Genomic DNA, 17,382 nt, shown 5'->3' with positions numbered 1-17,382 from the left:
CAGACTCTAATAAAAGCACATTGAAAAGTGTACTTCCAAAAAGATGTTTTCTTTTCCGTGTAAAATCCTTATTTGAATCAACAACAAATAGTGAAGAAGAATCATTCATGGTTTTGATGCAGAATTTTAACTGCTTTTTTAACGATTTATAATTGTTCATAAGTACCTCCAAAAACATATACCTATAAACAATTGGCCTATTATCAGAAATGATAATAGGCCACACATTTCTACCTGTATGTCAACAAAAAATTCAAATTTTCAAAAAAAAAGAGGAGCACATTTTTTGTGTTCCCCTCAAAACCGTCATTTCTTAACTTAATGACATTGCTCGGTATGGCCTTATATATTTCTATGTATGTAATGGTCTATTGTTTATGTATTGATGTAGTTTATGGTTTGTTGCAGTTCGGAATTGTTTTAGTATATCCGATTATGTCTTTATATGATGGAACAAGAGGAAAGAGTACTGTTGGTGAGTTCTTGGTAAGGAAAATAGGTTACAACTTTATCGATATGGATGCGAAAATCAAAGAAAAATATGGTACGATGCTTGTGTTTCAAGATGAATATAATGATCAATATGAATGTGATGAATTGCGTGCAGAAATGATTTCATCTTGGATCAAAGAAAATGAAAATGTAGTCATTGCCCTAAGTCCTATTGCGTATTTAGATGCATATGAAGATTTCTTTGAAGATTCAGATATTATTTGTTTCGACTTAACAAATCGAACTGAAAATGTTTTTAAACGCTTGGAATTTACGGATGATAATGACAATCTTTTGCACATCCTCAATCGTATCTAAATAAGCATAAGGCATATTATATGCGAGAAATACAGGCGGATTTTGATTATTTCCATACTTTATATGCATCCAAAATGGATTCGATTTCAATGGATGGTAAAAGTTTAGATGGAATTGTTGAGGATATATGCAAGAAATATAAATTAGTCTAAGATTGTGATATAATCAATGGGCAAGTAAAAACATACATGACAGGGGTGCAAATGCTGAGAAAAACCCTTATTACCTGATCTGGTTAATTCTAGCGTAGGGAGTCATATCGATTGATGGTGGCACTCTAGGGTGCCTTTTTTATTTGGAAAGGAGCTAGTGAATGAAGAAAAATCGTAGAATTGTCATGCCGTTGCTTGTGTTTATTCTAGTGATTGGTGGCTGGGAATTATATGTTCGTGTATTTGATATTTCACTTTATATTTTGCCAAGTCCATCAAAAATTATCAGTGCACTTATTGAGAATTTTGATATTCTAATGCAACATTCGCTTGTTACGTTGCAAGAATCAATCTTAGGATTGTTGATTAGTACTTTCTTTGCGATACTTATTTCAATTTGTATGGATCTATCCAAAACATTTAAGACAAGTGTTTATCCATATTTGATTGTGACACAAACCGTTCCTATTATGGTTTTAGGGCCTTTGTTTTCAATTTGGTTTGGATTTGATTTGTTGCCCAAAGTGTTAATTGTCATATTTATGTGTTTTTTTCCGATTGCGATATCCTTTACGGATGCCTTGTCACAAGTGAATGAAAAAGAAATCAATTTATTAAAAAGTTTTGGTGCCAATCTATTTCAAATCTATAAAATTGTTAAGATTCCATCGGGTGCCATTGGCTTATTTTCAGGATTAAAGGTAGCGGCTACCTATTGTGTGGGCGGAGCTATTGTAGGTGAATGGCTTTCAAGTAGAGCAGGACTTGGTTATTACATGCTTCGTGTAAAAAACGGATATATGTTAGATAAAGTCTTTGCGTGTGTATTGATGATTATATTTTGGAGCATTCTATTGAATTTAGGAGTGACTCTATTGGAAAAAATATTATTTCCACATTTACGAAAAGGAGAAAGAAAATGAAAATTTTAAAGGCTATGTGTGCAGCTGCTGTTGCGTTAAGTTTAGTTGGCTGTGCTCAAACATCGAATTCTGATAAAGAATTAACAAAGGTTACATTGATGTTGGATTATACGCCAAATACAAACCATACTGGTTTCTATGTAGCTAAAAACAAAGGATATTATAAAGAGGCTGGTTTAGATGTAGATATTATTGAGCCAGGTGATAATGCGACAACTTCAATGGTTGCGGCTGGAAAAGCTGATTTTGGAATCTCTTACCAAGAAGATGTTACGTATGCCCTAACAAGTGAAGATCCACTTCCAATTAAAACAATTGCGACAATTATCCAACACAACACTTCAGGATTTGTTTCTTTAAAGAGTGCAAACATCAATTCTGTAAAGGATTTTGAAGGAAAAACATATGCAGGATGGGGAGCACCAAGTGAAGAAGCTGTCATTAAAGCGGTTATGAATGAAGCGGGTGCTGATTTTAGTAAGTTAAACATCGTAGGATCTGATGGGTCTGGTATTGCAGGACTTAGTGATGAAGTTGGTAAAAATAAAGTGAACCTTGGATGGGAATTCTATGGTTGGGCTATTATTAAAGCACTACAAGATGGATATGATTTAAACTATATGCCATTAGCTGATTTAGATAATCGTTTGGATTACTATACTCCGGTTATTATCACCAACAAAAAGATGATTAAAAAGAATTCAGATACAGTTAAAAAATTTATGGAAGCTACTAAAAAAGGATATGAATATGCGATTGATCATCCAAGTAAAGCAGCTGAAATCTTACATGAGGATGCATTGTCAGATACAGATTTGAAATTTCTTAAAGAAAGTCAAAAATATTTAAGTAGTCAATATGCCAAAGATGCAGATTCATGGGGTGTTATGAAAGATTCTGTATGGGATAATTATACAGATTTTATGTATGAAACAGGATTGATCAGTCAAAAGATTGATGCGAAAGATCAATATACTAACGAGTTTGTAAAATAATGAAGCTATATGTTGAAGAGCTAAATCTTGAATTTTCAGGAAAAGAAATATTAAACGATATTTCTTTTTCTATTCAAGAAGGTGAATTTGTTTCCATTCTAGGGCCAAGTGGATGTGGAAAATCCACCATTCTAAATGTATTGGCAGGATTAATTGAAGATTATTCTGGCTCTGTATTTGTGGATGATGAACCAATTACAGGTATTAGTAGTCATTTTGCATATATGCCACAAAGTGACTTATTACTTGAATGGAGAACGATTTTAGATAATGTTTGTTTGTATGGCGAAATTAATCATGATAAATCAATAAGACAAAGAGCTTTAAAAGAATTTGAAACATTTGGTATTTCTGGTTATGAAAACGCATATCCATCGAGTCTTTCAGGAGGAATGCGCCAAAGAGCTGCCTTTTTGAGAACTTCTTTGTGTAAAGCGGATATTCTTTTATTAGATGAACCATTTGGAGCGTTGGACGTTATTACTCGAAATGATATGCAAGATTGGTTGTTACAATTAAGAAAGAATTATAATCGTACTACTTTATTAGTTACACATGATATTGATGAAGCTTTATATTTATCGGATCGTATTTTGATTTTATCGAATAAGCCAAGTCATATCTTGCAGGAAATAGACTTATCTAAAGAAAAGAAATCGAGGGATTGGTTATTTTCACAAAGTGATTTGAAGAAACAAGTTTATGAATTGTTGAAGGGTGAAAATCATGCATGATGCACATTATCATTATTCAAAAGAAATAAATGCGCTACAGAATGAATATGGAATTTCTGGTATTTGTAACGTCGCAAATGAAAAAGAATTTGAACTTGTCCATCAAAAGCAGTTGTTCTATTCTTGTGGAATACATCCTTGGAATGCAAGTTTAGATACATTTGAATCCATGCTTCCTTTGTTAAAAAAGGCACCTATCATTGGCGAAATCGGCATGGATAGTGTATGGTGTGATTTGGATTTAAATATTCAAAAAGAAGTGTTTGAAAAACAGCTTCAGCTTGCACATGCTTTAAATAAACCGGTTATTCTTCATACGAAGGGTCAGGAAAAAACAATACTTGAATTGATTCGTAAATATCCAAATACATATGTTGTACATTGGTATGGATGTATGGATTATGTCAAAGAATATGATGAAGTGGTATCTTATTTCACGATTGGTCCTTCAATTGGAAAAGAAGAGGAAGTAACGCATTTAGTAGAACAAGTATCTATGGAGAAATTACTTATGGAATCCGATGGTATTGAAGCTGTGAAATGGGCTATTGATAGTGACGATTATATTGCTGCTTTAAAAAATGAAATTACTATGGTGGCTTCGTTAAAGAATCAATCGTATTCTGAAGTTGAAAGAATTTTGGATCAAAACTTTTCAAAGTTAAAAAAAAATAGGAGAATTTCTTCTCCTATGCAAGACAGTCATTGAACTGTCTTTTTATTTGTTCTTCATTCATATTCTTTCCAATAAAGACTAATTGATTGATTCGATCTCCATACTCTTTATCCCAGTTTTGAGCTAGTTGAGGATTGGCTTTTAATAAATCCATTTGATCTTGTTTTGGAGCTGACGCAATCCATAATGAGTCTTCTGTAAGTGAATTTAATTTACCAGCTTGTTCAAATAAGTAGGCAGAATCAGGTTGGTTATCAAACCATACGTAGCCTTTGGTGCGAATCACATTCGGATAGTTATTTAATAGATTTGTGAATTTCTTTAAATCCAATGGTTTTCTTGTTTGCCACACAAAAGTAGAAATTCCATATTCTAAAGCTTCACCTTCGTGATTGTGATGATGGTGTTCGTGTTCTTCGATTTCGTGAATCCAACCAATGTTGTTTTGTGCTTTTTCATAATCAAAGTTATGTGTGTTTAAAAGCTCTTCTAAATTAACTTGGCCAAAGCTAGCCTCAATGATTCCGGCATCTTTACATAGTTTATGAATGACTGCCTTGATTTCATTTTTCTCATTTTCTTTGACGGTTTCTGCTTTGTTTAAGATAACGGTATTACAGAATTCAAGTTGCTGCATCAATAAAGAGTCTAGCGAATCTTCATTTCCAACAGGTTCTAATAAGTGTTTACCACAATTGAATTCATTTGACAATCTTGCAGCATCGGCAACGCAGATGATGTTGTCTAAGTGGAATAGTTCTGGTAATCCTCTAGAATATAGTGTTTCATTGGCGTAAGTAATGGTTTGCGTAATGGGGATTGGCTCGCAAATACCACTCGCTTCAATGATGATGTAATCAAATTTATTGGATGAGGCTAAGGCTGAGAGTTGTTGTAAAAGATCTAGTTTTAGTGTGCAACAAATACATCCATTGGTAAGACCTACAACGTCTGTGTCTTCTTTTTGAATTTGTGCATTTTTATCAATTAGTTTTTGATCAACATTGATTTCACCAATATCATTGACAATAATCGCAACTTTATATCCTTCTTGATTTTTTAGAATGTGATTTAATAAAGTGGTTTTGCCAGCTCCTAAATAGCCAGTTAATAATAAAATAGGTATCGATTTTCTTTTCATTTTTAAAACCTCCTTTACTTATTGTATAATATTTGCGATAAAAAGGAGTAAATTTTTTTATGACAATTTTATATACATCTTTCCATATATTGGATTTAGACAATGATACACTACAAAGAAAAGAGATGCCTGAAGAATTCCAAGGTTTTGTGAAGGAATATATTGAGTATGCGAACTCAAATGAGAAAAATAAAATGTATACCATTCATGATGAACAAACACAAGTTGTTTCGTGTATTCGTCAAATGGCATTGAATCAAGAAAAATGTGAAGTTCTTACAGATAGTATTGCAGATAAGCTTTTGATGAGTGAAAAACTTGCACAAGCAAAAATCTATCGCATGGGTTCTAATGTGAAAAAGGGAAGTTTAATTCAGGCTTTGGTACAAAATAGTAGTGATGAACTTTTATTTGTGGTTGCTAAAGTGGAACATTCAAAATGGTATGATGGAAGTGATTTATCAAAGAAGTATGGATTTTCAGGAGATAAGAAATCATTGTGGAAATCAGCTGTATTTTCAATGTATGAAATTAATTCGCATATAGTATTTAAAGATGTTAAGGCATATTCAGATACTATGGCAAAATATTGGACGGTTTCATTCTTGGAGTTAGATGAAGCTAGGGATGATGCCAAAAATACATATTCCGCATTTAAGGCCGTGGATAATGAATTGAAGAGCGCTGTAGAACCTGTTTCTAAAAAGGATTATGTAAAGTTATCTAGTGAATTGCAGAATGTGATGAATACACCACAGCAGTTAAACTACAATCAATGTATTGATAATTTAATTGATTCGTATTCTTTTAGTGAAGAAGAAATTGAGAAAGATGTTATTAAAGATTGTTTACTAGCGCTTCCTGAACGTAAAAATTTTGATACAGAATTTAAAGTTGTTCCCGAAAGCTTGAATAATAAACGTACAAAAAAATTCCAGATATCTCAAGGTATTGAATTAACGATTCGTTCGGATGCCATGGAATATCCAGATAAGATTGTATCGACTGTAGTGGATGGAAAGCGTGTCATTCAAATTGTTTGTGAGGATGATGATACGTATGATGCGTTTGCTTAAAATAAACTGAAAAATTTTTGTTTGTATAAATACGAAAATAGTGGTTTAATTAGTACATTATTTAAAGGGGGTATTTCAAATGAAAAATAAGAATACATTAACAATTCTATTATACGTTTTTGCCGTTTTATCGTTAGCTTATACGTGTTATGCGGCAATCCAAGCATATAATACGTTTACTTCATATTACAGTACAAACTTAAGTGTAGTGAATTTGGTTTTGTACATGATTACGACGTGTTATGAAAGCATCTGCTTTAGTGTGCTTTTCTATGCGTTAGGCGTATTTAGTGAAATGTTTCATAAGAAGGAAGAAGAGAAATAGTTTTACACTGTTTCTTTTTTCTTTAGCAAATGATTATGAAGAAAGATTTTAAAGTAGGGGCCAAGGCAGCAATCCAATTATTTTAGGATATATTCCTGTTGGAATAGCGTAGGGTATGTTGGCTAAAGCAACAGGATTAACATTTTTTAGAGCATTGAGCTTTTCCTTGTTTGTGTATACAGGAGCTGGACAAATGGCTGCTGTCACAATGTTAGCTCAGAATGTTGCTTATGTAATAATTATATTTACAGTCTTTATTAATAAATTATATATGTCTTTGACTATCTTTTTATACCTTCTTAAATGTCTGCAAAGCCTTATTTTATCGGCTCTACGGGCATTTTTTCTTTTGTGGTAAACCTCACATATCTAGGTCTATCTTCTTATATTTTCGCTATCAAGCACGGTTAAAATCGTGGTAAATACTTCTATGCGATTAGACGCTGAACCTCTGATTTTACAGTATCTATGGACGCATGAGCATACCAGTTCATTGTGATACTGATATTTGAATGCCCCATGATATACTGTAAATCTTATGGATTCATGTTCTTGCTTGCCAGTCTTGTGCAGAATGTATGGTGTAGTGTATGTGGTGTGATATGTGGCGAAGGGTTTTCCTTATGGTGCTTGTTGTATTTCTTTACCATACGGACAAAGGCATATTGTAATCAATCGTAACTTTGGGTTTGCCTTTTATACTATATCTTGATACATGGGTAAGACGTGCATGTTCTCCTTGTGAAAGAGCGCTTGCAAGATGTTTGTTCTTCATTTCAAGTGAAAATTCTAAATTGTTCATTGTATTCCTCCAATCCTATAATAGCCTTGAAATACCTGTAAACCACTATTCAAAAGAATGTGAAGTTACTATCTTCTTAAAACTTCATATTACTCCTTGCAGCTTTGGGGTTGTATGATTTTTTACTTGTCTTTTGTGAAATAGTGCCCCCTGTTAGATAACGGAGGCATAGACAAGGCTCGCCAGCCGACAAAGCATTTCCGTCCTTTGACGGCAATCCGTCATGTCGTTTTTGCTCACGTACGAACAGTCCTGCAATGCTCTGTCGACAAGTCCTGTTTTACCCTTTTTAAACAAATTCCATTTCAACCGATATTCATATCTACGGGTTTAATCAGATAGGTATTTCTTTTGAATGTTTTTGTATTTCATTCTATTGTGCCTATTCAATTACAAGAACATAGTGATTCCTATATGCTTAATGATCAATATCTATTTTTGTCTATATAAATCATATTAAGCATGATAGATTTATAATAGCAAAGGTATAACGAGATATGGAGGGGTATGCAATGAAAATAAGCCATTTAGGAAATAATATACAGACCATAAGAAAATTTAGAGGAATGAAACAACAGGAGCTTGCGGATAAAACCGGTATCAATATGCAGAGCCTTTCCAAGATTGAAAGAGGGTTGAACTATCCTGCTTATGAAACGCTGGAAAAGATAATGGAAGTGCTGGACGTAACACCCAATGAATTGTTATCGGGGAATGGAAATATGTTAATCAGTCTGAAAAAGAAGTCCGTCAGTTTTTGAGAGCAGAGGAACGATTAAATGCAGAATTGAAGCATGGACATTATGATAACTTCTTTGACAGCGAGGAAGAATGGCTGGAATATGAGTTAGAAAAGTTACGGGAATACATTACCGACTATATCAATGGAACAAGCATTGAAGCGTCCGACCTTTACCCAATCAAAGAATTTATCCAACATTTGGAATTCCAAAAACTGTTAAACCGCCATGATGATTTATACAGCATGGATATGTTTGGGAAAGCATTGAGGAACACAAGTATAGGACACCTTATCAAGTCGTGAAAATGATAAACCCGAACTCAAAAGAGGATATGGAACTGTTATCGAAATTACCGTGGATAACGGATAATTTTGATGATGATGAGGACGAATAATCTTTTTCCTCTTACGAAAAGATACAGTAAACAAAAAGCCTGATCAAGAGTGCATAACACCACCAATGGCGGCAAGCTCTTGACAGGGCTTTTTTTTGCTATGGCAGGTAATCATGGGAAGAAAGAATAACTGTTATCATTAACATTGATAGTCATAAATAAAGAATTTCATTACCGCTTGCTGTCCTTTGATGTTAAATATGTGTTCCTTTTCTAATCGTCTTTTCATTCCTTGATGTTCATAAAAACCATAATTACAGCTTGTATCTGTAAACAAATAAAATTCTTTCAGTTTTTCCTGCTTCATGTAATCGAGAGTTGACTGAAAGAGTATTTTACCAATTCCTTTTCCTCTACATGAAGAACTTACAGCAAATAAGGCAAGCTCTGCCGGATAAATTTTGTTGTTTTCATTCAATAATTGTTTATCTATTCCATTGACGTTACCAAAAATTTTTGAAACATTCCGACCCTCTTTTGAACTATATAAGGATAGTATTGATTTTATTTGTAACAGTCGATTTGAAAGAGGACATTTATGTTTAGAAATATTGTTAGCTAATATAATACCAACCACATTTCCATCAACTACCGCTACTCTTGAAAATGTATAGTTGGTTAAACAACTGCTTAAAAATACTCTTGCTAGTTTAACCGCTGTTTTGGGACTGCTAAAATCATCATAATGCCATGTTTCCCTAATGATAGTTTCTAAAGCTTTAAAATCTTGTTTTTGATATTCACGTAATTTAATTTTCATTGTTCTTCTCCTTGTTTACATCATTCATATCATATATGATAAAGTATACAGTAACTGTAATGTAAATAAGGAGTTCTAAGAAAATGAGAAAAGAGATTAAAAAGCTGACAACTGCACAATTTGCAAAATTACACGAAGTAAACAAACGCACATTACATTATTATGATGAAATCGGGCTTTTCCGTCCACTTACAAAATCTGATAATGGCTATCGCTATTATGATATTTCACAAAGTATAGATTTTGAATATATCCGTATGTTGAAAGAATTAAATATGAGTATTGAGGAAATCGAAACATATCGAAAAAATCCTACACCTGCTGATTTCTTAAAAATTGTGAACGAAAAAGAACAAGAAGTTGATAAGCAAATTCAAAAGCTGAAAGATATTAAAACTGTAATGCAGAGCAAGAAAGAACAAATATTTTTTTGTGAAACTTTACAGGAACGGGAAATCAGAATTGAAGAATGTAAATCAGAAAGGCTTTTAGTCTATCCTTATGATTTCTCAGAAGATGATATAACACAAATTTTCTCTCGTTTGAAAGATATATGGGGAATAGAACAAATACGAATGGGAATGGGAAGCTTTATTTCGCTTGACAATGTATATAAGATGAACTTCGATAAATACGAGGGAATATACACGATTGCCTTAAACAAAAAATCTGTTCCGAATAGTTTTATAAAACCACAAGGAAAATATCTCTGTGGTTATCAAAAGGGTAAATGGGATAAATTACCAGCCTTATATCAACAGATGCTTGATTATGCTCATGGAAATAATCTACAACTTACTGACTATGCTTATGAAGTTGGCTTGAATGATTTTGTTATTTCTGATGAAGCTGATTATATTACAAAAATTATGATTAAGATTAATGAAAACTCTTGACTTTACAGTTCGAGTATAGTTTATACTCTCTTGTACCAAGATACAGGGGAGTGTAGGATAATGAAAGCTTACAATAAAAAAGGCTTAATTACAGGTACTATATTTTGTGTAATAGGTGCATTTTCTTTGATAAAAAATTTGATGGTGCCCTCTGATTTAATGATTTTGCAAATCAGAAATATCGTTATTTCATTTCTTGCATTGTCAATTGGGTTAAATTCTTTAATCAGAGCGTTGTCTAAAAAATGCACAGAAGAAGATATATCCTCAAAAATAAATGTAAGAAACAGTATTGTCAAATTGAAAAGTCTATGTTCAGCGTTTGTCATTCTTCAAGCACTTATCTTCATCTGCGTAATATTGTCTATGATTGCATTCTATTTTACTGAAAATATTTTAACAGTAGCAATTCTGATTGTTTTAGGACTTTTATTATCTATTAGTTGGATAATCGAACTAATAACAACCATATATTATGAAAAGAAACAGCAAGGAGAGGAATTTTAATGATGATGAAATTATTACTACTGGCAGCAATTATTCTTGTAAAAATTTTATTATCAAAAGGTGTAGCATTAGTGCTTATTATATTGTCATTTATGCTCAAAGGTAAGCAATTATATAAATCAACACTTGAATGGAATGAATATTTTTTATCGCTGAATGATAATTTGGTATGGCTTAACCTTCAATTTGTTGATATAGGTACTTTCTAAACGATAGCGAACGGAAATAAACATTCTTTACGAATTTGGCGTATATAAAAATATACATGGATCTTTCTCAAACGTTTCATGATCAAACGTAACATTTCTTGTGAATCCATTCCAAGATATTCGCGTTGCAGGGTGAACAAGGCGTTATATCGATTGATGTATTTACTAGATATACCTTTATAACACGTATATTGTGCCTGAATTTGTGAAAGAAAAGAATTAACATTGTTTAGATGATTTACAGAGTCATAACTTTTATAGCTGACTAGAATTTTATTCTCGCATCTCTTTTCTTCGAGCACCTTCTGGTAACTAGCTAATCCATCTGTCCATACATAGCTTTTATCTTCAATACAGCGACTAAACTGTAACACATCGTCAATTCTTGGTTTAGCCACATTAAAAGAACGAGCAATGCAGTTTCCCGATCGCTGCACCGCTGTTAGGATACATATCTTTTCTTTTGACAAGCCTCTTTTTCTAGCGGGTGTTCCTCGTTTCTTCCCTGGATGACCCTCTATTTTTCGTCCTTTTCTGCAATGTGTTACATACGTTTCATCAACTTCAATCTCTTTCGTAAGCTTGTATGGGATACTCCATAACTTCAATAAAATGAAGATATTTATGACGCATGCGAAAAGCAGTGAATTCATTTACATTTATTTTTGCGGCTGTTTTAAGGATAGAATTTCCGTTCTGTGTTTGAATGATTAGATCGTTCCATTTTGCTTGGCTCTGGTGTGAATAAAATGTCAACTGACCATGATCACAGACAAATCTTTTATTGCATGCATTGCACTTAAGCATCTGTTTCCCTGCTTTTGTCTTACCTGCCTTTACAAGAACTGGATGATAAGCACCACATTTAGGACAGTATTCAAAATGATAACTATCCATCTGCTTGTTTATTTCAATAAAATCATTGATCATCAAAGATACACGTTCTTTTTGATAAGAGCATAGTTTGTCCGCAATATTAGGAAGTAAGAAATTAGAGGAATTGATTGTGTTCATATAAGTGCCTTTTAGATACTTAAAGTATACAAGCAATTTTGACATTATTTATGTCACAACAACAAATTGAAGGTTAAGCCAAAAAGTTATCTGTAATCGGAGTTGTTTTGGTAAGTGTGATATCTTGTGTAATATTATATATGTTTATACTTTCACGAAAATGTAAAATATTTACAACTATATTGTAAACAGTTGCAAATGATGATATAATTTCATTGGCTTCGAAAGGAAGTTTTAAGAAGGTTTGCGTCAATAGAAATCGTATTTTGCTCCTTCCTCAAGTTCACTAATGATTTCGAAGTTGACGTAATAGATTAGGCCTGAGTGAATCCGGGCCTTTTTGTGTGTTAAAATGGTGTTGGTGATGGTATGGAACGAATTGAAAAACAGATGCAATTTATTTTGGAAATTGATAAAGAAAAACAAATCAAAAGAAAGACACTTCAAAGCAATGGGAAAGACTTTGAGGATGATGCTCAACATGCTTGGCATATGGCTATTATGACACTATTATTAAGTGAATATGCCAATGAAAAAATTGATGTATTAAAAACAATTTCTATGTTGTTGATTCATGATCTTGTGGAAATTGATGCAGGGGATACCTATGCATATGATGATCAAGGCTTGAAAACGCAAAATGAAAGAGAGAATTTAGCAGCTAATCGCATTTTTAATTTATTGCCAGAAGATCAGGCAAAGAAAGTATTACATTTGTGGAATGAATTTGAAGAAAGAAGAACACCGGAAGCTAAGTTTGCCAGAGTGATGGATAATTTTCAGCCTGTTATGTTGAATGCTGCGACGGATGGAAGAATGTGGGTTGAAAATGGTGTGCATCTTGAAAAGATATTAAAGCGAAACGAAAAAACACATGAGGGTAGTGAAGTGTTGTGGAAGTATATGTATGAGCATTTCATTATTCCTAATGTTGAGAAGGGAAGAATTAAAGAGTAATTCTTCTTTTTTTGAGCATACTACTGTACAAAACAAAGTAGTGGTGATAAACTAGTAGTGAAAGAGGTGGTTTGATGAAAAAAGGATTCATTATAGTATTTATTCTTATTCTTGTTTGTATTGCAGGAGGTAGCTTTCTTGCGATTCATTTAATTACGAATACGAATGTGGACATTGGCGAAGTATCTGAAGAAATATCTATTGCGAAAGAACCTTTGAACCATGAACAAATCGAAGATTTTACTTCTGTCAATTTAGATTTGACAAGTATGGATGTTAAAATTGAGAAATCAAGTGAGAACGCGATTTCTTATCGTTTGCAGGATGCGAAGAAACAAAAACTGGATTATTCTGTTGATGATGGTGTTTTAACTGTAAAAGAAACAATTTCAGATAAACATTTTGTCGGTCACGATGATAATGAAGTGATTATTTATACGATAAATGATTCTTTAATTGTGAATGGCAATATTGTTGCAGGGGATGTTGAAACTCAAAACGTGGCATTAAAGGATTCTAGAGTGACAAGTGTGTCTGGTGATATTTCTATTGAGAATGGAAATTTAAATAATTGTACTTTTGTAACTACAAGTGGAGATATAGAATTTGATGGCCAATTAACTGGAGATAATACATTAAATACCACATCAGGAGATGTAAGTGTAGAAAATATCAATAATGTTTCAGTCACAGCTTCTACAACGAGTGGAGATATTGAAATTGGGGAAGAAGAATTAACGGGTTCTGTAACTCGTGTGCTAGGAACAAATAATGCGACCTTAACTTTAAATACAACAAGTGGAGATATTGAAATTAACTAAAAAATAGGCAAGCGAAATTAATCGTTTGCCTTTAATAATTCTTCTAGAATTTGGACTGCATTTGTAGCAGCACCTTTACGAATCTGGTCTCCGCAGCAGAATAGAGATAATGTATGATTTGTTTCATCCGTGATGTCTTTACGAATTCTTCCAACATGAACTAAGTCTTGATTTGTCGTATCCTTTGGCATTGGATAGATTTGATTTTTTGGATCATCTTTTAATAGTACGCCTTCAGCTTTGGATACTAATTCTCTCGCCTCATTGACATCCACTTCATTTTCACATTCGATGGTGATACTTTCAGAATGAGAACGCCAAATAGGGACACGTACACAAGTACAGTTAACTTTTAAAGCATCATCGTGCCACATTTTTCTTGCCTCATTTTGCATCTTCCATTCTTCCTTTGAGATGCCTAAATCATCAAAATCTCCAATTTGAGGAATCAAGTTAAATGCGATTTGGTAAGGGAAAGCTTTTGATGGAACATTTTCATCTTCAATTTGATTCTTTAAATCTTCAATTCCTTGAACACCAGCACCTGATACAGCTTGAAATGTTGTCACAATCATTCGTTTGATGCGGTATTTTTTATGTAAAGCTTGTAAAGCTACAAGGGCAATAATCGTTGCACAGTTTGGATTGGCAATCAAGCCATGGTGGCCTTTAATATCTTCTTTGTTCACTTCAGGAATTACCAAAGGAACATCTTTGTCTAAACGGAATGCACTTGAATTATCAACAACGATACATCCTGCTTCTTTGGCCCATGGCATCCACATTTTTGTGATGTCATTTCCAGTTGCTCCTAAAACATAGTCAACACCTTGAAAACTTTCTTTTGTGAGTTCTTCAACAATGTGTCCATCGATTTCTTTGCCTTTTGATTTGGCACTAGCCAATAATTTAAGGTCAGCCTGAATGTTTCTTTCTTTTAAGCATTCTAACATTTGTTGTCCTACAGCACCTGTAGCACCGGCAATTGCGATTGTTGTCATTCTTCATTTCCTCCTACGAAAGTATCATATATAACTTGGACTGTTTTTGTGAAGTCTTTTTTCTTGACTCCCACTGTGATATTGATTTCATCACTACCTTGGGCAATCATGACAATGTTGATGTTATTTTTACCTAAGGCACCAAATAACTTGCCACTTGTACCTGGCTTATCGGACATGTTTTTACCTACAGTAGAAATTAAAGCTAAATCCTCTTGGACAGTTAATTTATCTGGTTTTAGTTCATCTTTGAAGTGTGCCAAGATTTCATAAAGACTCTCTTCAATTTCTTTTTTTTCTACAACAATATTGAATGAGTCAATTCCACTAGGAATGTGTTCAATACTGATGTGGTATTTTTCTAGGATGGATAGAGCTTTACGAATGAAACCGACTTCATTTGACATATGCTTTTTATAAACATAGATAGACATAAAATCCTTTTTACCTGCAATACCTGTAATTGGATATCCACTTTTTACTTTTGAATGTTCTTGGATGATTGTACCTGCGTCTTGAGGGCGATTGGTATTTAAAATGTGGATTGGAATGTTAGCTTCTTTAACCGGGAAAATAGCTTCTTCATGTAAAACGCTAGCTCCCATATAGGAAAGTTCTCTTAGTTCTGAATATGTGATATGAGTAATTCCTTTTGGGTTTTTAACAATTGTAGGATCGGCCATTAAAAATCCAGACACATCGGTCCAGTTTTCATATACGTCGGCATGAAGACATTTTGCTAAAATAGCCCCTGTAATATCGCCTCCGCCACGTGGGAAGACTTGAATGTGTCCATTTGCACTTGTGCCATAGAAGCCTGGGAAAACAAAGTGGTCGTATTGAGCATATTTAGCTTGAAGTTTTGCGCTGGTCGCATCCCAGTCAATAGATTTATCTAGTTTAAAACGAATAATATCTTTGGCATCCACAAAGGCATAACCTAGATATTCAGCCATTAATTTAGCACAGAAGTATTCACCGCGACTGACGATAACAGCTTGGGACATTTGGTTAAGATTGGTGTAAAAGGCATCCAACTCTTTTTCGATGGGTTGTTTAAGGTCTAATTCATTTTTTATTTCGATGAAACGGTTTTTGATGAGTTTAAAGACGCTCGATGCATCAACATGGTATTTTCTGTGGGCATCTAACAAGTAAAGCAGATCTGTGATTTTATTGTCGGCCGCAAAACGTTTTCCAGGAGCCGATACAACAATGTATCGGCGTGTTGGATCTTGTTGGATGATGGCTTTGATTTTTTTGAACTGTTCAGCATTTGCGACACTAGAACCACCAAATTTAGTGATTTTTAACATATGACTACCTCCATAATGCGATAAAACTATTTTTATCTAATTCTTTAACTTTCTTAATGATTGACATATCCTGGTTTTCAATCCAGTAATAGTTTGCTTCTTTCTTTTGAATAGGATAGTAATTCTCTAGGGAAACATCACTGCGAATTAGCCACGTTTCTTTTAATAGAGACGTATCAAATTCTTTTGGTGTTGAATAAACAATTTTTCTTTCTTTATTTTCAAGTGTATCTAAAGCATTCTGTACCATGGCTTGCGCTGTAGGTAATTGGCCGGCGCCCTGACCATAATAGCCTAGTGTATCAAAGCTATGAGATAGGATTTTTTGTGCGTTGTAGTTGCTAGGAACATTGGCTAAAAAATCATTTTCATCCATGCAACATGGAGCGATAATGGAAATAATTTTATCGTCAATTTGTCTTGATATGGATAAATGACGTATGACTTTATTGTTCATTTTGATGAATTTCATGTCCAACATTTTGATTGTACGAATTCCTGCATAATATGGAATGTCAACGATGGGTGTGTTGAAAGCTAAGCTGTTAGAAATCTTTGTTTTATAATATACGTCAACACCATCAATATCGTTAGATGGATCTTTTTCAGCATATCCTTTATCTTGAGCTTCTTTTAAAACGTCTTCAAAATCCAAGTTGTTTTTTTGCATAGAATCTAAAATGTAGTTGCTTGTGCCATTAAAGATACCTTCATAGCCTTGTAGTGGTTCAAGTCTTTTTAGTTTTAATAAGGCATCGATAAATGGAATACCACCTGCAACACAAGCTTCTACCTGAATGCTTCCTCCATATTCTTTTTCAAGCTCTAAATAGGTATCGAGATAGGTTGCGACAACAGCTTTATTTGAGCTGATGACATGTTTTCCTTTTTTCAAAGCTTTTTGAATCAATGTGTTGGCAGGTTCTAATCCGTTTAAACATTCAAAAACGATATCAATATCATCTTGAACTACCATATCTTCATTGTTAGAAAAATAAGGTAGGTTTTCTTTTTCTTTACGTACATAAACGTATTTTATATTGATATCATCCAATGTTTTTGCCAGGATTTCAATTCCTTTTCCGACAACTCCATAACCTAAGATAACTGCGTTCATATAGTTCCTCCTG

At 33.5% G+C, this 17,382-nt stretch carries 21 protein-coding genes, 2 pseudogenes and 1 riboswitch; of the genes and pseudogenes, 15 read left to right on the top strand and 8 right to left on the bottom strand.

Features of this window, described 5'->3' with window-relative positions:
- The first annotated feature begins 336 nt into the window (after positions 1-336).
- The 6 genes from H8911_RS02985 to H8911_RS02965 all read left to right on the top strand — a co-directional run bounded on the left by H8911_RS02985 (position 337) and on the right by H8911_RS02965 (position 4,323).
- A complete protein-coding gene (locus H8911_RS02985) occupies positions 337-810 on the top strand; it encodes a shikimate kinase (protein ID WP_186998654.1) in 474 nt (157 codons plus the stop codon).
- A gap of 20 nt (positions 811-830) precedes the next feature.
- Positions 831-962, top strand: coding sequence for a hypothetical protein (locus tag H8911_RS12640; RefSeq protein ID WP_255466259.1), 132 nt, complete (start codon positions 831-833; stop codon positions 960-962).
- Between the two features lie 31 nt (positions 963-993).
- A riboswitch (TPP riboswitch) is annotated at positions 994-1,080 on the top strand.
- 43 nt (positions 1,081-1,123) lie between these two features.
- Positions 1,124-1,885 (top strand): ABC transporter permease, encoded by a 762-nt coding sequence (locus H8911_RS02980; RefSeq protein WP_117926792.1) that lies wholly within the window; start codon positions 1,124-1,126, stop codon positions 1,883-1,885.
- Positions 1,882-2,880 (top strand): ABC transporter substrate-binding protein, encoded by a 999-nt coding sequence (locus tag H8911_RS02975; protein WP_117926793.1) that lies wholly within the window; start codon positions 1,882-1,884, stop codon positions 2,878-2,880. The genes H8911_RS02980 and H8911_RS02975 overlap by 4 nt, the downstream gene beginning before the upstream one ends.
- The gene (locus H8911_RS02970; RefSeq protein WP_186998653.1) at positions 2,880-3,614 is read left to right on the top strand and encodes an ABC transporter ATP-binding protein; all 735 of its coding nucleotides are present in this window, start codon (positions 2,880-2,882) and stop codon (positions 3,612-3,614) included. Before H8911_RS02975 ends, H8911_RS02970 begins: the two co-directional genes overlap by 1 nt.
- Positions 3,607-4,323: a TatD family hydrolase gene (locus H8911_RS02965; protein WP_186998652.1), complete on the top strand. Its 717-nt coding sequence runs from the start codon at positions 3,607-3,609 to the stop codon at positions 4,321-4,323. Before H8911_RS02970 ends, H8911_RS02965 begins: the two co-directional genes overlap by 8 nt.
- Here the strand turns inward: H8911_RS02965 and H8911_RS02960 are convergent.
- Positions 4,304-5,431 (bottom strand): CobW family GTP-binding protein, encoded by a 1,128-nt coding sequence (locus tag H8911_RS02960; RefSeq protein ID WP_186998651.1) that lies wholly within the window; start codon positions 5,429-5,431, stop codon positions 4,304-4,306. The two genes, H8911_RS02965 and H8911_RS02960, sit on opposite strands and share 20 nt — an antisense overlap.
- Positions 5,432-5,490: 59 nt before the next feature.
- Between H8911_RS02960 and H8911_RS02955 the strand changes: the two genes are divergently transcribed.
- From H8911_RS02955 to H8911_RS12880, 3 genes are all read left to right on the top strand, one after another.
- Entirely contained in the window at positions 5,491-6,507 is a 1,017-nt protein-coding gene (locus H8911_RS02955; protein WP_117926667.1) for a nucleoid-associated protein, read from the top strand.
- 79 nt (positions 6,508-6,586) lie between these two features.
- On the top strand, positions 6,587-6,832 hold the full coding sequence (locus H8911_RS02950; RefSeq protein WP_117926668.1) for a hypothetical protein: 246 nt from the start codon (positions 6,587-6,589) through the stop codon (positions 6,830-6,832).
- Between the two features lie 115 nt (positions 6,833-6,947).
- A complete protein-coding gene (locus H8911_RS12880; protein WP_186998650.1) occupies positions 6,948-7,190 on the top strand; it encodes an AzlC family ABC transporter permease in 243 nt (80 codons plus the stop codon).
- 70 nt (positions 7,191-7,260) lie between these two features.
- On the opposite strand, the pseudogene H8911_RS12340 reads toward H8911_RS12880, so the two are convergent.
- Positions 7,261-7,529 (bottom strand): annotated as a pseudogene (locus tag H8911_RS12340) (tyrosine-type recombinase/integrase); the annotation flags it as partial.
- A gap of 602 nt (positions 7,530-8,131) precedes the next feature.
- Here H8911_RS12340 and H8911_RS02930 point away from each other — a divergent pair.
- Positions 8,132-8,771, top strand: a pseudogene (locus H8911_RS02930) (helix-turn-helix domain-containing protein).
- Between the two features lie 139 nt (positions 8,772-8,910).
- Here the strand turns inward: H8911_RS02930 and H8911_RS02925 are convergent.
- Entirely contained in the window at positions 8,911-9,531 is a 621-nt protein-coding gene (locus tag H8911_RS02925) for a GNAT family N-acetyltransferase (RefSeq protein ID WP_117926669.1), read from the bottom strand.
- 83 nt (positions 9,532-9,614) lie between these two features.
- Between H8911_RS02925 and H8911_RS02920 the strand changes: the two genes are divergently transcribed.
- From H8911_RS02920 to H8911_RS02910, 3 genes are read left to right on the top strand one after another with little or no spacing between them, the layout of a single operon-like run.
- Positions 9,615-10,427 carry a MerR family transcriptional regulator gene (locus tag H8911_RS02920; RefSeq protein WP_117926670.1) on the top strand — a complete coding sequence of 271 codons (813 nt, stop codon included), beginning with the start codon at positions 9,615-9,617 and terminating at the stop codon, positions 10,425-10,427.
- A gap of 60 nt (positions 10,428-10,487) precedes the next feature.
- Positions 10,488-10,934: a hypothetical protein gene (locus H8911_RS02915; RefSeq protein ID WP_186998649.1), complete on the top strand. Its 447-nt coding sequence runs from the start codon at positions 10,488-10,490 to the stop codon at positions 10,932-10,934.
- Entirely contained in the window at positions 10,934-11,143 is a 210-nt protein-coding gene (locus tag H8911_RS02910) for a hypothetical protein (RefSeq protein WP_186998655.1), read from the top strand. The genes H8911_RS02915 and H8911_RS02910 overlap by 1 nt, the downstream gene beginning before the upstream one ends.
- Here H8911_RS02910 and H8911_RS02905 read toward each other — a convergent pair.
- Both H8911_RS02905 and H8911_RS02900 read right to left on the bottom strand, forming a co-directional pair.
- On the bottom strand, positions 11,140-11,751 hold the full coding sequence (locus H8911_RS02905; protein WP_186998648.1) for an IS1595 family transposase: 612 nt from the start codon (positions 11,749-11,751) through the stop codon (positions 11,140-11,142). The genes H8911_RS02910 and H8911_RS02905 overlap by 4 nt on opposite strands.
- Complete coding sequence (locus H8911_RS02900) at positions 11,708-12,157, bottom strand: IS1 family transposase (RefSeq protein WP_186998647.1); 450 nt, start codon at positions 12,155-12,157, stop codon at positions 11,708-11,710. Before H8911_RS02900 ends, H8911_RS02905 begins: the two co-directional genes overlap by 44 nt.
- A gap of 369 nt (positions 12,158-12,526) precedes the next feature.
- Here H8911_RS02900 and H8911_RS02895 point away from each other — a divergent pair, with 369 nt between their 5' ends.
- Together H8911_RS02895 and H8911_RS02890 are read left to right on the top strand one after the other, a co-directional pair.
- A complete protein-coding gene (locus H8911_RS02895) occupies positions 12,527-13,114 on the top strand; it encodes an HD domain-containing protein (protein WP_117926674.1) in 588 nt (195 codons plus the stop codon).
- 74 nt (positions 13,115-13,188) lie between these two features.
- Positions 13,189-13,935 (top strand): DUF4097 family beta strand repeat-containing protein, encoded by a 747-nt coding sequence (locus tag H8911_RS02890; protein ID WP_186998646.1) that lies wholly within the window; start codon positions 13,189-13,191, stop codon positions 13,933-13,935.
- Positions 13,936-13,952: 17 nt separating this feature from the next.
- Here the strand turns inward: H8911_RS02890 and H8911_RS02885 are convergent, their stop codons facing one another.
- The 3 genes from H8911_RS02885 to H8911_RS02875 are packed head-to-tail and all read right to left on the bottom strand — an operon-like array spanning position 13,953 to position 17,369.
- The gene (locus H8911_RS02885; RefSeq protein WP_186998645.1) at positions 13,953-14,936 is read right to left on the bottom strand and encodes an aspartate-semialdehyde dehydrogenase; all 984 of its coding nucleotides are present in this window, start codon (positions 14,934-14,936) and stop codon (positions 13,953-13,955) included.
- On the bottom strand, positions 14,933-16,252 hold the full coding sequence (locus H8911_RS02880; protein ID WP_117925949.1) for an aspartate kinase: 1,320 nt from the start codon (positions 16,250-16,252) through the stop codon (positions 14,933-14,935). Before H8911_RS02880 ends, H8911_RS02885 begins: the two co-directional genes overlap by 4 nt.
- 4 nt (positions 16,253-16,256) lie before the next feature.
- Positions 16,257-17,369 (bottom strand): homoserine dehydrogenase, encoded by a 1,113-nt coding sequence (locus H8911_RS02875; protein ID WP_186998644.1) that lies wholly within the window; start codon positions 17,367-17,369, stop codon positions 16,257-16,259.
- Between the last annotated feature and the right edge of the window lie 13 nt (positions 17,370-17,382).

It is taken from the genome of Holdemanella hominis (genome assembly GCF_014306155.1).
GTDB classification, from domain to species: domain Bacteria; phylum Bacillota_I; class Bacilli_A; order Erysipelotrichales; family Erysipelotrichaceae; genus Holdemanella; species Holdemanella hominis.
Note: the sequence above shows the minus strand (reverse complement) of the source record. Positions and strands in the feature narration are given on the sequence as shown.